The following is a 13990-nucleotide window of genomic DNA, read 5'->3' as shown; positions in this document are numbered from 1 at the left end:
GCGTAACCCGGGAACGCTCGCCGACGCTGACGCAAATGCCCCCGGGTTGCGCTCCGCTCCACCCGGGCTACGGGGCCACCTCTCCCCAGCGGAGAGAGGTGGAAGCGCGTTCGCGGCTGATGTCAGCGGATCGCGATGGGGTTGATCATGCTCTGTACGCCGCCGCGCCAGCGCGGCTGACCGAGCACGAACAGGAACTCATACCCCTTGTCCTTGGCGAGCTCGGCGGTGTCCATGTTCTCCAGGATGTAGGTGCCGTTCTTGGCAAGCAGGATCTGGTGCACCTCGAACACGTTGGGGCTTTCGAACGGGATGGTCTCGACGGCCCAGGTGTCGGCACCGACGGCCACCACGCCCTTGCCGGTGAGATAATTGGCGCCCTCGACCCCGAGGCCGGGTTCGCCCGCGGAATAGCGCTTGTCGTCCTTGCCGATCAGGCTAAGCCAGCCGGTGTGGAAGATCACGACGTCGCCCTGGCGGATCTCGACGCCCTGTTTCTTCGCGACTTCCTCGATCTCCTTGACGTTGAAGGCGGTGCCCTCCTTGACCACGTCGGTGTTGTAATAGGCGGCCATGTCGAGCAGCACGCCGCGGGCGACCATCGGCGGCACCTTCTCGATGCCGAGCTTCTTCAAGCCCGTAGGATCGGCAAAATCGGCGAGCTTGTTGCCGTTGTAGTAGACGTGCTCGATGCCGAGATGGCCGAGCCCGTCGAGCTGGCTGCCGATGCCGACCCAGGTATCGATGATATCGTCATTGTAGGTCGCCTTGTTCGGACCGATGCCGGAGCTGCCGGCCTGTCCGGGCTGAACGATGGTGATCTTGAAGCTGCGCGGCGGATAGGCCGGCGTCTTGGTATCGACGGGAATGCCGAGCGCGTAGGTCTTGCCGGTCTTCACCAATGATGCGGCTTTGACGACGAGTTCTGGCGTCATGTAGTTGGCGGCGCCGATCTCGTCGTTCGGCCCCCATTTCGACTTGGTCCAGTCTTGTGCGCTTGCCGTTCCGACCGTAACCAACAAAGCAACAGAACAGCACAACACGAATGCGGTGCGCATCGCAGTCCCTCCCAGATGTTGACGTTATGGTTGTTGGTAGAAAGCGCCACATACTAACGTAGACGCGGGGCACGATCCAAAAATTTTTGATGGCGGGCCCGCACCATACGGGTGCCCGCACGCGCGAAACCTGTGATGGCTCCGTCACAGAAATAAGGCTTTCCGGATTTCGCGGAGCGGAACGAGCGGTCAGGCCGCGATGACCTGATCGTCCTTGTCGAGACAGGCGGCAAAACTCTGCAGAGCGCTATATTGATGGGCGCTGCGGCGCTGGATGAAGATCGTTTCGGCGCGCGCATAGGATGGATCGAGCGCGTGGATGCTGACGCTGGCATGCAACGCGTTGCGCTCGACGACGACGCGCGGCAACAGCGTCACGCCCATGTCGGCGGCGACGCAGCCGACCATGCCGTCGAGCGTGCCGAGCTCGAAGCGTGCGGCCGACGGCCAGCCCAAGTCGGTGAAGATCTGCTCGAGCCGCTGCCGATAGGTGCAGCCGGTGCGGAACACCAGCGCGGTCGGTCCGGATTCCGACGTGCCCGCACGCAAGGCGGCGAGGTTGGCCCAGCGGCGCGCGGTGACCAGCACCAGTTCTTCGCGGAAGGCGAGGGTGGAGGTGAGCTCGGCGTGATCGATCGGACCGGCCACGAAGGCGCCGTCCAGCGTGCCATCAAGCACGGCAGTGACGAGATCGGTCGTGGTCGCGGTCTTCAGGGTCAGTCGCACCGCGGGGAAGCGGCGATGGAATTCGGCAAGCAGCACGGGCAGGCGGACGGCGGCTGTCGTCTCCATGGAGCCGATCGCCAGCGGTCCCTTCGGCTCGCCATCATCGCGCGCGGCGAGCATCGCTTCGCGTGAGAGCGCGGCCATTCGTTGCGCATACGGGAGCAGCCGTCGCCCCGCGCCGGTCAGCGTCATGCCGCGGCTGTGCCGCTCGAACAGCGCGGTGCCGATCTCGGCTTCGAGCGCCTTGATCCTCTGGGTGACGTTGGACTGCACGGTGTGCAGCTCATCGGCGGCGCGGGTGATGCCGCCGAGACGGGCGACAGTTGCAAAGGTCTGGAGGTCGGTGAGTTCCATGATCGCAGCCTGCGTTTCATTATTGAGATGGCAGCGTTCTCAAGTATTCATTTCGAGAGAATGGTAGCGCTGCCTAATCTGACTGTCGAGATGGGGGTTTTCGGGCAATAAACGCTTTCGCGCTGAATTGATCGTGGCTCGATGCTGCCGGTTGATGCGCCCTCGCCCCTTGTGGGAGAGGGCATCTCTGGCGGCTGCGACCGAATTCGCTTGGGTGAGGGGTTCTCTCCACGAACACGTGCGCCCGTGGAGAGAACCCCTCATTCGGCGCATCTCGTCTTTTCCCGTTGTGGGAGAAGGTTACTAGCAACGAGCCAACGAGAGAGTTGAATCATGTGGCCGGACTGCCGAATTATCGATTTGTTCAAGACCGAGTTTCCGATCGTACTGGCGCCGATGGCCGGCGTGATGGATGCAGATCTCGTGATCGCAGCCGCGCAAGGCGGCGCGCTCGGCTCATTGCCCTGCGCGATGCTCACGGCGGAGAAGGCGCGCGAGCAGGTCAACATCATCCGCCAGCGTGTCTCCGCGCCGATCAACATGAACTTCTTCTGCCACCAGCCGGACGATCCGGATCCGCAGCACGAGGCGCGTTGGAAGGCGCGGCTTGCGGCGTACTACAAGGAGCTTGGGCTGGATTCCGCGGCGCCCGTCAACGCCGCCAATCGCGCGCCGTTCGATGATGCGATGTGCGAGATGGTCGAGGAATTGAAATTGGAAGTCGTCAGCTTCCATTTTGGTCTGCCGGAGGAGCGGCTGCTCAGGCGCGTCAAGGAAGCGGGCGCGATCGTGATGTCGTCGGCGACGATCGTGAAGGAAGCGGTCTGGCTCGAGGAGCACGGCGCCGATGTCATCATCGCGCAAGGCGCGGAGGCGGGCGGCCATCGCGGCATGTTCCTGACCGACAATATTGCCGAGCAGCCCGGCATCTTCGCGCTGGTGCCGCAGGTGGTCGATGCGGTGAAGGTGCCGGTGATCGCGGCCGGCGGCATCGCGGACGGACGCGGGATCGCGGCGGCGTTCGCGCTGGGCGCCTCGGGCGTGCAGATCGGCAGTGCCTATCTGCGCTGCCCGGAATCCAGGGTGGGCCCGGCGGCGCGTGCCACGCTGGCGCAGGCGAGAGACGATTCCACCGTGATCACCAATGTGATGACGGGGCGGCCGGCGCGCGGGGTCGCCAACCGCGTGATGTCAGAGATCGGGCCAATCTCGCCGGATGCGCCGGCCTTTCCGCATGCCGCAACCGCGCTGGCGCCGTTGAAGATGGCTGCCGAAAAACTCGGCAGGGTCGATTTCACCAATATGTGGGCCGGGCAGGCGCTGCCATTGGGCCGCGAAATGCCGGCGGCCGAGCTGACCCGGACGCTGGCCGGCGAGGCACTGGCGCGGATGGGCAAATTGGCCCGCTAGCGCCACATCGCTTGCTTCGTAGCCCGGGTGGAGCGGAACGCGCAACCCGGGACACCTGCATCAATATTTACGGGCGGCCCCGGGTTACGCTGACGCTCCACCCGGGCTACGGGGCTCTCTCATTGGAGAGACGGCTACGTTCCCTGCGGGTTGCGGCGCAAAACCGGCGTCTGCTATACGGCGGGCTGATGTTGCTGCCCAAAGGCCATATATAATGTCAGTCGACGCCACGACCGTCCGCCGCATCGCGCAGCTTGCGCGGATCGCGGTCTCCGAGGCTGAAGTTCCCCATCTGCAGGGCGAGCTGAACGCGATGCTCGCCTTCGTCGAGCAGCTTTCGGAGGTGAATGTCGAGGGCGTCGAACCGATGACCTCGGTCACTCCGATGGAGATGAAGAAGCGTGCCGACGTGGTCAATGACGGCGAGATTGCGGATGATATCGTCCGCAATGCGCCGGCCACCGAGAATCACTTCTTCCTGGTGCCGAAGGTCGTCGAGTAAGCTCCTCTCTCTGTTGTTTTGCGGGAAGTCCGATGTGTCTGCTCTGCGACGATGAAAAAGCCTATCAGGCCTACATGAACTATCTCGACGTGATGGAGCGGCAGGGCAAGGCCGCCGATCCGAATGCGGTGATGCAAACCGTGCTGGATCAGCTCGAGGCCGCCGACAAGGCGCGCGCCAAAAAGGACGACCCCGCCGACGACAAGACCCTGTCTCCGTTCTTCTGCAGCCCGATCAATAAATAGATGACCGATTTGACATCGCTGACGATCGCCGAGGCCCGCGAGGGCCTGGCGAGCAAATCCTTCACCGCACGCGAGCTCACCGACGCGCATCTTGCCGCGATCGAAGCGGCGCGCGTGCTCAACGCCTATGTGCTGGAGACGCCCGACCGCGCACGCGAGATGGCCAAAGCCGCCGACGAGCAGATCGGCAAGGGCGATGGCGGTCCGCTCGCCGGCATCCCGCTCGGCATCAAGGACCTGTTCGCGACGCGCGATATCCGCACCACGGCGTGCTCGAAGATCCTCGGCAATTTCGTGCCGCCTTACGAATCGACCGTGACCTCGCAGCTCTGGCGCGACGGCGCGATCCTGCTCGGCAAGCTCAACAATGACGAGTTCGCGATGGGCTCGTCGAACGAGACCTCGTGCTTCGGCCCGGTGGTCAATCCGTGGCGGCGCGAGGGCTCCAACACGCATCTGGTGCCGGGCGGCTCCTCCGGCGGCTCGGCGTCCGCCGTCGCCGCATTGCTCTGCATGGGCGCGACCGCGACCGACACCGGCGGCTCGATCCGCCAGCCGGCCGCGTTCACCGCAACCGTCGGCGTGAAGCCGACCTATGGCCGCTGCTCGCGCTGGGGCATCGTCGCATTCGCGTCCTCGCTCGACCAGGCCGGCCCGATCGCGCGCACGGTGCGCGATTCCGCGATCCTGATGCGCTCGATGGCGGGGCATGATCCGAAGGACACCACCTCGGTCAACATTGGCGTGCCCGATTACGAGGCTGCGATCGGCAAGTCGGTGAAGGGGATGAAGATCGGTATCCCCAAGGAGTACCGTCTCGACGGCATGCCGGCGGAGATCGAGAAGCTCTGGAGTGACGGTGCGGCATGGCTGAAGGCCGCCGGCGCCGAGCTGGTCGAGGTGTCGCTGCCGCACACCAAATACGCACTGCCGGCGTACTATATCGTGGCGCCGGCGGAAGCCTCGTCGAACCTGGCGCGCTACGACGGTGTTCGCTACGGCCTGCGCGTGCCCGGCCGCAGCATCGGCGAGATGTATGAAAGCACCCGCGCCGAAGGGTTTGGCGATGAGGTACGGCGCCGCGTCATGATCGGCACCTATGTGCTCTCGGCCGGCTATTACGACGCCTATTACCTGCGCGCGCAGAAGGTGCGCACGCTGATCAAGAACGACTTCGAGGACTGCTTCGTCAAGGGCGTGAACGCGATCTTGACGCCGGCAACGCCGTCGGCGGCGTTCGGCGTCGGCGAGAAGGGCGGCACTGACCCGGTCGAGATGTATCTCAACGACATCTTCACGGTGACCGTGAACATGGCAGGCCTGCCCGGCATCGCGGTCCCCGCCGGCAAGGATGCGCAGGGCTTGCCGCTCGGGCTGCAACTGATCGGGCGCGCCTTCGATGAAGAGACGCTGTTCTCGCTCGGCGAAGTGATCGAGCAGGCGGCCGGACGCTCTACGCCGCCGAGGTGGTGGTGAGATGGCCGATTTCCGCACCAGCCTCAACGACGCCGCGCCGGAGCCTTCGCTGTCGCCGCCGCTGGCGGCGCTGTGGTGGGCGGCGAAAGGCAATTGGGACAAGGCGCACCGCATCGTGCAGGACGAAAGCACCGCCGAGGCCGCCTGGGTGCACGCCTATCTACATCGCGTCGAGGGCGATGTCGGCAATGCCGGCTACTGGTACCGCCGGGCGGGCCAACCGGTGGCCAAGGATGCCCTCGATGCCGAGTGGGAGCGGATCGTCTCTGCGCTGCTCTAGATTGTTGTTTGACGCGTTTTCTGCGCAGATAAGTCTACGCAATCTGCGTAAACTTGATTGCTACGCGAACCGGTGTCCACTTCGCTCGAAAACGCTCTAACCTCTCCAAGTTGTGAAGGCTTTCGTGGTTCATTTTGACGCGGTTTCTTTACTTGACCGCAATTCAATTCGCCCGGATGGACATTGGCCCTGTCTTTGCGCGCCACGCGGGCGCCCAGATTGCCCGCGATAGGGAAGCGTGGCGGGGGCGCGGCAAGAGGGTGTTTGTGCGTAGATCGGGCATAGGGGCGTGGCTGTCGACGATACTGGCGGCCAGTTTTGCGGTGGCGCTTGCCGGATGCGCAACCGTCTACAACCTGCCGAGCAACGTGCCGCTTGCCAATGCGCTCGCCGACAGCAATCTCGGGCGCGACATCCCAAGCTATGACGACGACGTGCTGGTCGCGCTGTCCTTCTCGGGCGGCGGCACGCGCGCGGCGGCCTTCTCGTTCGGCGTGCTCAAGGAGCTCGATCGCTCTCACGGCGGTTCTAACCAAGCGAAGACCCTGCTCGATCGTGTCGACTTCGTCTCCGGCGTGTCCGGCGGCTCGATCACCGCCGCCTATTTCGGTCTGAAGAAGCGCGCCGCGCTCGACGATTTCCGCGAACGCTTCCTGTTGCGGAATGCGGAGGAGGGGCTGAGGACCAATGTCTCGCTCGGCAATATCGGCCGTGCGCTCGCCGGTGGCGTCAACAACAGCCAGCTCACCGAGTGGCTGGACCAGAACCTGTTCGACGGCGCGCGGTTCGATGCGCTGCGCGAGGACCGGCGGCCAAAGGTCTGGATCAACGCCTCCGACATCTATAACCGCACGCCGTTCGTGTTCGGAAAGACCTCCTTTGACGCACTGTGCAGCGACATCCGCTCCTACCGTGTGTCCGAAGCGGTTGCCGCATCGGCCGCGGTGCCGCTCGCGTTCGCGCCGATCGTGTTGGAGACCTATCCCGGCGGCTGCTCGAAGCCGCTGCCGGCCTGGCTCGAACGCGTGCGGCGCGACCCGAACGCGCAGCCATTGCTGCGCTCGTTCGCCGAGGCCAATGCGCGCTACCGCGACGGCTCCATGCGCTACGTGAAGCTGCTGGACGGCGGGCTCGTCGACAATTTTGGCCTGTCCGGTCTCACCATCGGGCTGTTGGCAGCGGAGCGGCCGTACCAGCCGTTGACGGAGCGGCAGGCGGTGAAGCTCCAGCGGATCCTGTTCATGGTGGTCGATGCCGGGCGCGGCATATCCGGCGATTTCGCGCAGCGCCTCGAAGGCCCGAGCGGGGCGGAGCTGGTTGCGGCGGCGGCCGACACCGCCATCGATGCCAGCGTGCGCTCGAGCTACGCGGCATTCTCGGGGCTTGCCACCGAATGGTCGGGCAAGCTGAAGCGGTGGCGGTGCGGACTGTCGGCGGCCGATCGCGCCCGCCTTGGCGTCGGCGGCAACTGGCAATGCGGTGACGTCCACATCTATGTCGAGCGGCTCGGCTTCGATCAGTTGGGCGAAGAGCGCGCCGGCATCCTGAACGCGATCCCGACGCGGTTCGCGCTGCCGCCGGAACAGGTCGACCTCTTGATCGCGGGCGGGGCCGACGCACTCCGCCTGAGCAAGTCCTACCAGGCGTTTCGACGCGGGCTTTGACCACCCGAATCCCTTTGTTTGAGCATGATCTTTTCCGGATCATGCTCTCCGGCTTGACTGCCGCGGTCCGTTGCGCGAAGCCCAAAGCCGTCCCAGATATCAATTGTCCGGAAACCGAGACCAATGAACGCACCTGTCACATCACACAAGCTCATCAAGGGCGCGACCGGCGACTGGGAGATGGTGATCGGCATGGAGATCCATGCCCAGGTCGTCTCCAATTCAAAGCTGTTCTCGGGCGCCTCGACCGCGTTCGGCGGCGAGCCGAACAGCCATGTCTCGCTGGTGGACGCGGCGATGCCGGGCATGCTGCCCGTGATCAACGGGGAATGCGTGCGGCAGGCAGTGCGCACCGGGCTCGGGCTGAATGCCAGGATCAACCTGCGCTCGGTGTTCGACCGCAAGAATTATTTCTATCCCGACCTGCCGCAGGGCTACCAGATCAGCCAGTACAAGTCGCCGATCGTGGGCGAGGGCGAGGTGCTGGTCGAGCTCGAAGGCGGCCGCAGCGTCACCGTCGGCATCGAGCGGCTGCATCTGGAGCAGGACGCCGGCAAGTCGCTGCACGACCAGTCGCCGACGATGTCCTATGTCGACCTCAATCGCTCCGGCGTCGCGCTGATGGAGATCGTCTCCAAGCCCGACATCCGAGATGCCGAGCAGGCCAAGGCTTACGTCGCCAAGCTGCGCTCGATCCTGCGCTATCTCGGCACCTGCGACGGCGACATGGAGAAGGGAAGCTTGCGCGCCGACGTCAACGTCTCCGTGCGCAAGCCGGGCGGCCCGCTCGGCACCCGCTGCGAGATCAAGAACATGAACTCGATCAACTTCATCGGCCAGGCGATCGAGTATGAGGCGCGGCGCCAGATCGAGATCCTCGAGGACGGCGGCAGCATCGACCAGGAGACGCGGCTATTCGATCCGGGCAAGGGCGAAACGCGCTCGATGCGCTCCAAGGAAGAGGCGCACGACTATCGTTATTTTCCCGATCCCGACCTGTTGCCGCTGGAGTTCAGCCAGGCGTTCGTCGACGAGCTGAAGACCGAGCTGCCCGAGCTGCCCGATCAGAAAAAGGCGCGCTTCATCTCCGACTTCGCGCTGTCGCCCTATGACGCCGGCGTGCTGGTCGCCGAGCGCGAGAGCGCGGAGTTCTATGAGACGGTGCTTGCCCGCCTCGCCGACCGTGCGCGCGACGGCAAGCTCGCGGCCAACTGGGTGATCAACGAACTGTTCGGGCGCCTCAACAAGGAAGGCCGGGATATTACGGGCTCGCCCGTCTCCTCCGAGCAGCTTGCCGCGATCATCGACCTGATCGGCGAGGGGACGATTTCCGGCAAGATCGCCAAGGACCTGTTCGAGATCGTCTGGCAGGAAGGCGGCGATCCCCGTGCGCTCGTCGAAGCGCGCGGCATGAAGCAGGTCACTGACCTCGGCGCGATCGAGAAGGTGGTCGACGACATCGTCGCCGCCAATCCGGACAAGGTGGCGCAGGCGAAAGCGAAGCCGCAGATGATCGGCTGGTTCGTCGGACAGGTGATGAAGTCGTCTGGCGGCAAGGCCAACCCGCAGGCTGTGAACGATCTCCTGAAGTCGAAGCTCGGCCTCTGAACGCATCGCTCGCGGACGCGAACGGCATCGCAGCAGGCGCTCTGTGCGATGCGCGAAGGCGTCCGCGGCTCGCTTCTCACGCCTTCAATCACCGCGTCGGGATCGTCCCTCCACCGAATCGGTCGGCCGAGATTCGTCCGAAAAGGCCGTTTCGGCGGGCGGAGATGCCGCCGATACGGCTTACCCACGAAATTTTTTTTGTAGCCGGAATTGGCGTCTCAACGCCTGCGCAACGCCTTCTCGGCAGGCCTCGTGAGTTGCGCCGACATCTCCGTCGCATCATGCGCGAAGAAACGAGAATTCAAGAAATGCCTGTGGCACAGGCACTTTCTGCATTCGCGATGAGTGTCGATGTCGATCGACTCTGCATTTCCTGCATCACCGCGTCAGCGCAACGTCGCGCTTGCGCTTGGCGCGCGCATACTTCTCGCGCCTCGTAACATCAACACTTCCTTAAGCTGGACGCTGTTTTTTTCGATGTGTTGGTGTATTCGGGATGCAGTGCATCTCGATTCCCGAGTGCACGCAGCGAAGTATAGCCATCTCACGATATTGGAGGGCAACATGGCGAAGAAAGCTAAGAAGGCGAAGAAGGCGAAGAGCGCAGTGAAGAAGACTGCGAAGAAGACCAAGAAGGTCGCGAAGAAGAAGAAGTAACTCTCGCCCGAGAGAGGATGCCGGCGGATTGACGCCGGCCCGTCACCCGGACCTTCGGACGATCTGCTTCCTTGGAGCAATCCACTCAGGCGGATCCGGTTGACGAAAGAGGGTGTCGGCGAGACATCAGGTCAAACGGCTGGATCGCCTTATAAGAAGGGCTTGCCCTTCGAAGTCGATCCGGCAGAAGAAACAGGTTTCTTCGTTCGGTGCGGACCTCTATTCGGCTCCGCAATTTCACAGGGCCCAAGGCCCATCGTGAGATCTGATCCTGACGTGTTCGCCGACGCCCTCGTTCCAATAGCCGGCCGTTTGGTGCCGGCTTTTTTATTGCCTGATCTCTCCCACATGACGACCGGTTGGCTTCCGCTGCCGTATGGCGGGCGGCGGTGCTGCCGCGTCCAGTTGGCGTTTGCGCGCGATGGTTATCGTTCCGCCAACCGCCAGGGTAAACCAGACTTCACCATTGCGCATAAACCATTGTGCTGCAGGCACTTCTCGGATTTCGGGAACTCGCCGCGCCCCCCGCGTTTACACCCCGTTCATCGCGATACTTAAACTGCTTTTCAAATTTGCCCGTCATGATCTCCCTCAACAAGCCGGCAAACGGCGTTGGGGAAGTAAGGCGTTAGATGTGGACGGGGGCCGCGCTCGGGGGAGAGCGGCCAACAACAAAAAAGGGGAGCTACGAGAATGTTTCAGGGACATATCAATCTGGAGACGGCCATTCCGGTGGACGCGACCGCGATCTCGGACGTGCTGTTCGAGCGTGGTCTCTACTGGGCGAGCGGCCGTTCCGGCGTGGTCAACCTGGTCGCGGCGCACAAGTGGTTCAACCTTGCCGCCCTGAAGGGCCGTACGGATGCCATGGTGATGCGGCGCGAGATCGCCGAGCAGATGACGGAAGCCGAGATCGCCGCGGCGCAGCGCGAAGCCCGCGCCTGGATGACGGCGCACTAAGCCGGCGGAGCTCGTCGCCGCGATCATCCTTGGCCGCGGCGCTGATCGGTCCGTTGCGATCGGCTCTGCCGCCGATCTCAGCAGTGCCCGAGATCTTTAAGGTACGCGCAGAACATATCGGCCATGGCGTCGCCATAGGCTTCGATCTCTGTGGGCGAGCGAGGGGTCTCCGAGAACTGCTTGCCCACCTCGGTCAGCGTCGTCGTGATCAGGTCGCCAGCCAACGCGCGAGTTGCTTCTGATGCCTCGGGCAGCGCCTCCTGCATGAAGACCTGGACAATGCGCTCGCCCGACGCCATCGCTTGCTGCGCTTCGGGCGCATCGCGATAGAGAGGGGCGGCGTCATTGAGCGCCACACGCATCGCGGCTTCATCACACTCCGAGCGGATGAAGGCGTGGACCAGGGTGCGCAGCCGTTCGAGCGGCGGTCTCCGGTCGTCTTCAAGGATTCCGCGCAGCACGTCGGTCGTCTGCCGCCATTCATCGCTCTGCAGTCGGAAGAGGATCGCCGCCTTGTTCGGGAAATACTGATACAGCGATCCGATACTGACTCCGGCCTTCTCGGCCACGCGCGCCGTGGTGAAGCGCTGCGCGCCTTCCTTCGCCAAAACCTGAACAGCAGCATCCAAAATCGCGGCGACGAGCTCCGCCGAGCGCGCCTGCTTGGGCTGTTTTCGTGAGGAAATCCGGGTACTTCGCCGATCGGTCATGGAGTGGCCTGGCAATGCGAATAGGAAATGCGAGGGATTAGTCGTATTTCTGATCCGGCGCAAGAACGCGCTCATCCGAGAGCGGAGACCTGAATGACCACCCTGACCACCATCCCGCTTGCTCCCTTGCTGGATCGCTTATTCGAAGAGGCCGATGCGGCTTCGCCCGCGGCCAATCCTGCAGTGGCCGATCTCTCCAGCGAGGAGCATTCGCGCCTGATGCGAAGCAAGACCGATTACCGCGACTTCTACGGCCGCCTGAAAGATTTTCCGCTCGCGGTCTCGCGAGAAACCGGCACGTTGCTCTACATGCTGGCGCGAGGCTGCGGCGCGCGGGTGATCGTCGAGTTCGGGACTTCGTTCGGCATCTCGACACTGCATCTCGCCGCAGCGCTGCGGGACAATGGCGGTGGCCGCCTGATCTCCAGCGAGTTCGAGCCGTCCAAGGCCGCACGGGCCCGCGACAATCTGACCGCCGGCGGTCTCATCGACCTCGTGGAGATCCGAGAAGGAGATGCCTTGCAGACGCTGAGCGTCGATCTCCCCGAAACGATCGACCTGCTGCTGCTCGACGGCGCCAAGGCGCTCTATCCCGAGATACTGAGCCTGGTGGAAAGCCGTCTCAGGCCGGGCGCCTTCATCGTCGCCGACAACGCCGACTGCAGCCCTGACTACCTGGCGCATGTTCGCTCGCCCGCGAACGGTTACATGTCCACGCCATTCGGTGGGGACGTCGAGCTTTCGATGCGGATCGGCTGACCGGTGTTTGCGGAGATGCATCCCGCTTGGCGATTTCTACGAAGGTATTCAACCACTTTTGTCTGGACCGCGAGAGGACGGCGTCGCATCAAGGGCGATTGGTCGGGAGCTTGGCCGATGGTCCGTAGCGTACATCTGTTTAGATAGCCGACGAGGCGAGCTCGTGACGGCCTCGGGGAAGCCAACGATGAACAAGCAATGGGAATTCCAGGTGCGGATCTATCTCGGCGACGAGCTTGCCGGAGTGGCGCGGCGCGATCCCGACAATCCGGCAATCAAGCCGCTGGCGGACATCCTCGCCAGACATCATGCGACGATGAAGTCTCAGTTCGATGCCTTCGCCGACTATGTGGCTGAAGCTGAGAAGCGGGGCACCGAAAACTATCCGCTTTACGCATGGACCAAAGCGACGATCGAGGATCCTGAAAAGCAGGCGAAATACGTCAAGTCGTTCACGCTCTATGTTGACGGTAATGAAGTCTATGCCAAGCCGCTCGCTGACGCGCTGGAAGCAGACTTGCAGCCCCTTGTCGGCGGCAAGCTGATCACGCGACTTTCCAAGCACGACACCAATCCGGCGAACAATCCGCAGCCTCCGGCGCAGTATCGCAAGTAAAAAGCCGAGCGGGAGGGGCCGCACGTTAGCCAGACGGCGAGGGCACCTGCAGCGTGATGCCGGCGCCGGCGCCCTGCACGAACGATCTTAAGCGGAGACGTTCGCCGCCTTCTTGAGCGCGGGCAGCAGTTCTCCGGCTCGGGTCGGCGGGTGTAATCAGAATTGATTTCTGCATACAGGATGTAGCCGCTCTGTCCGATCACATATCTTACCGGCATCGACAACGCGGCACGCAGTTTGCGGCCAACTCCACTTTCTGCATCACTCTGTTCATACTATCGTGAAGATCTTGGGATGGAGATTTGGCAGCATGGCAAAGATCGTCTTCGGAATGAACCAGTCCTTGGACGGTTATGTCGATCACCAGGAATTTGCGCCAAGTCCCGCACTCTTTCGTCACTGGATAGAGCACGTGCGCGACCTGACCGGCAGTGTGTACGGTCGCCGCATGTACGAGGTTATGCGTTATTGGGACGAAGACCGTCCTGAGTGGAATGCGGAGCATCACGAGTTCGCGGCGGCGTGGCGGCGCCAACCGAAGTGGGTCGTGTCGCGCTCGTTGAACTCAGTCGGCCCCAACGCCACACTTGTCGAGGATAACATCGAGGCGGTGATACGTGGCCTGAAGGCTCGGCTTGTTGGAGAGATTACAGTTTCCGGCCCGGACCTAGCACAAAGCCTAACCGACCTTGGTCTTATCGATGAGTATCGACTCTACTTCCACCCCATCGTGCTTGGTCGCGGCAAGCCATTCTTCGCCGGTCCCCGACCGCCGCTCCGCCTTGTTTCCACCGATCTCGTTGGCGAGGACACGGTCAGGCTGACATACGTTCCTGCTTAGCATTACAGTTGTTTTTTTAGTGGGTTTCTGAATCCATGGGCAACCATGATTCGAAGATCGTGGACGCAGGCAGCGTCGATTGAGGAGACGCTTGCGTTGTGGGCGGCGTCGCTTCGGGAGATCA

The 13990-nt window shown here is 63.1% G+C and carries 14 protein-coding genes; 11 read left to right on the top strand and 3 right to left on the bottom strand.

Annotation, left to right across the window (positions count from 1 at the left end; all coding sequences use genetic code 11):
* Positions 1-122: 122 nt before the first annotated feature.
* Positions 123-1058, bottom strand: coding sequence for a cyclase family protein (locus ACZYOF_RS18515; protein ID WP_130579603.1), 936 nt, complete (start codon positions 1056-1058; stop codon positions 123-125).
* Between the two features lie 189 nt (positions 1059-1247).
* Positions 1248-2138, bottom strand: a complete 891-nt coding sequence (locus tag ACZYOF_RS18510) for a LysR family transcriptional regulator (RefSeq protein ID WP_282530780.1) — start codon at positions 2136-2138, stop codon at positions 1248-1250.
* A 333-nt stretch (positions 2139-2471) separates the two neighbouring features.
* Between ACZYOF_RS18510 and ACZYOF_RS18505 the strand changes: the two genes are divergently transcribed.
* The 8 genes from ACZYOF_RS18505 to ACZYOF_RS18470 all read left to right on the top strand — a co-directional run bounded on the left by ACZYOF_RS18505 (position 2472) and on the right by ACZYOF_RS18470 (position 10940).
* The gene (locus tag ACZYOF_RS18505; protein ID WP_463716635.1) at positions 2472-3548 is read left to right on the top strand and encodes an NAD(P)H-dependent flavin oxidoreductase; all 1077 of its coding nucleotides are present in this window, start codon (positions 2472-2474) and stop codon (positions 3546-3548) included.
* A 214-nt stretch (positions 3549-3762) separates the two neighbouring features.
* Positions 3763-4050: an Asp-tRNA(Asn)/Glu-tRNA(Gln) amidotransferase subunit GatC gene (gene gatC, locus ACZYOF_RS18500; protein WP_028166675.1), complete on the top strand. Its 288-nt coding sequence runs from the start codon at positions 3763-3765 to the stop codon at positions 4048-4050.
* A 32-nt stretch (positions 4051-4082) separates the two neighbouring features.
* A complete protein-coding gene (locus tag ACZYOF_RS18495) occupies positions 4083-4295 on the top strand; it encodes a hypothetical protein (RefSeq protein WP_028166674.1) in 213 nt (70 codons plus the stop codon).
* Positions 4296-5771: an Asp-tRNA(Asn)/Glu-tRNA(Gln) amidotransferase subunit GatA gene (gene gatA / locus ACZYOF_RS18490; protein WP_282530779.1), complete on the top strand. Its 1476-nt coding sequence runs from the start codon at positions 4296-4298 to the stop codon at positions 5769-5771.
* Position 5772: 1 nt separating this feature from the next.
* On the top strand, positions 5773-6051 hold the full coding sequence (locus ACZYOF_RS18485) for a hypothetical protein (RefSeq protein ID WP_463716634.1): 279 nt from the start codon (positions 5773-5775) through the stop codon (positions 6049-6051).
* 266 nt (positions 6052-6317) lie between these two features.
* Positions 6318-7715 (top strand): patatin-like phospholipase family protein, encoded by a 1398-nt coding sequence (locus tag ACZYOF_RS18480; protein WP_394569415.1) that lies wholly within the window; start codon positions 6318-6320, stop codon positions 7713-7715.
* A 123-nt stretch (positions 7716-7838) separates the two neighbouring features.
* The gene (gatB, locus tag ACZYOF_RS18475; protein WP_130579609.1) at positions 7839-9323 is read left to right on the top strand and encodes an Asp-tRNA(Asn)/Glu-tRNA(Gln) amidotransferase subunit GatB; all 1485 of its coding nucleotides are present in this window, start codon (positions 7839-7841) and stop codon (positions 9321-9323) included.
* 1350 nt (positions 9324-10673) lie between these two features.
* Positions 10674-10940: a hypothetical protein gene (locus ACZYOF_RS18470; RefSeq protein ID WP_130579610.1), complete on the top strand. Its 267-nt coding sequence runs from the start codon at positions 10674-10676 to the stop codon at positions 10938-10940.
* A 77-nt stretch (positions 10941-11017) separates the two neighbouring features.
* Here the strand turns inward: ACZYOF_RS18470 and ACZYOF_RS18465 are convergent, their stop codons facing one another.
* On the bottom strand, positions 11018-11650 hold the full coding sequence (locus tag ACZYOF_RS18465) for a TetR/AcrR family transcriptional regulator (protein ID WP_463716633.1): 633 nt from the start codon (positions 11648-11650) through the stop codon (positions 11018-11020).
* Positions 11651-11743: 93 nt separating this feature from the next.
* Here ACZYOF_RS18465 and ACZYOF_RS18460 point away from each other — a divergent pair, with 93 nt between their 5' ends.
* The 3 genes from ACZYOF_RS18460 to ACZYOF_RS18450 all read left to right on the top strand — a co-directional run bounded on the left by ACZYOF_RS18460 (position 11744) and on the right by ACZYOF_RS18450 (position 13866).
* Positions 11744-12409, top strand: a complete 666-nt coding sequence (locus ACZYOF_RS18460) for an O-methyltransferase (protein ID WP_463716632.1) — start codon at positions 11744-11746, stop codon at positions 12407-12409.
* Between the two features lie 187 nt (positions 12410-12596).
* A complete protein-coding gene (locus tag ACZYOF_RS18455; protein WP_394570207.1) occupies positions 12597-13025 on the top strand; it encodes a hypothetical protein in 429 nt (142 codons plus the stop codon).
* Positions 13026-13335: 310 nt separating this feature from the next.
* A complete protein-coding gene (locus tag ACZYOF_RS18450) occupies positions 13336-13866 on the top strand; it encodes a dihydrofolate reductase family protein (protein ID WP_463716631.1) in 531 nt (176 codons plus the stop codon).
* Positions 13867-13990: the final 124 nt, after the last annotated feature.

This window comes from Bradyrhizobium sp. LeoA1Lang (genome assembly GCF_055413685.1).
The sequence above is the reverse complement of the archived record's forward strand: the minus strand, read 5'-3'. Positions and strand labels throughout refer to the sequence as shown.

Excerpts from the sequence above, each read along its gene's own strand:
- ACZYOF_RS18495 (WP_028166674.1), top strand. The coding sequence starts at position 4,083 with ATGTGTCTGCTCTGCGACGATGAAAAAGCCTATCAGGCCTACATGAAC.
- ACZYOF_RS18505 (WP_463716635.1), top strand. The coding sequence starts at position 2,472 with ATGTGGCCGGACTGCCGAATTATCGATTTGTTCAAGACCGAGTTTCCG.
- ACZYOF_RS18485 (WP_463716634.1), top strand. The coding sequence starts at position 5,773 with ATGGCCGATTTCCGCACCAGCCTCAACGACGCCGCGCCGGAGCCTTCG.
- gatA (WP_282530779.1), top strand. The coding sequence starts at position 4,296 with ATGACCGATTTGACATCGCTGACGATCGCCGAGGCCCGCGAGGGCCTG.
- ACZYOF_RS18460 (WP_463716632.1), top strand. The coding sequence starts at position 11,744 with ATGACCACCCTGACCACCATCCCGCTTGCTCCCTTGCTGGATCGCTTA.
- ACZYOF_RS18510 (WP_282530780.1), bottom strand. The coding sequence starts at position 2,138 with ATGGAACTCACCGACCTCCAGACCTTTGCAACTGTCGCCCGTCTCGGC.
- ACZYOF_RS18465 (WP_463716633.1), bottom strand. The coding sequence starts at position 11,650 with ATGACCGATCGGCGAAGTACCCGGATTTCCTCACGAAAACAGCCCAAG.
- ACZYOF_RS18450 (WP_463716631.1), top strand. The coding sequence starts at position 13,336 with ATGGCAAAGATCGTCTTCGGAATGAACCAGTCCTTGGACGGTTATGTC.
- ACZYOF_RS18455 (WP_394570207.1), top strand. The coding sequence starts at position 12,597 with ATGAACAAGCAATGGGAATTCCAGGTGCGGATCTATCTCGGCGACGAG.
- ACZYOF_RS18470 (WP_130579610.1), top strand. The coding sequence starts at position 10,674 with ATGTTTCAGGGACATATCAATCTGGAGACGGCCATTCCGGTGGACGCG.
- gatB (WP_130579609.1), top strand. The coding sequence starts at position 7,839 with ATGAACGCACCTGTCACATCACACAAGCTCATCAAGGGCGCGACCGGC.
- ACZYOF_RS18515 (WP_130579603.1), bottom strand. The coding sequence starts at position 1,058 with ATGCGCACCGCATTCGTGTTGTGCTGTTCTGTTGCTTTGTTGGTTACG.
- gatC (WP_028166675.1), top strand. The coding sequence starts at position 3,763 with ATGTCAGTCGACGCCACGACCGTCCGCCGCATCGCGCAGCTTGCGCGG.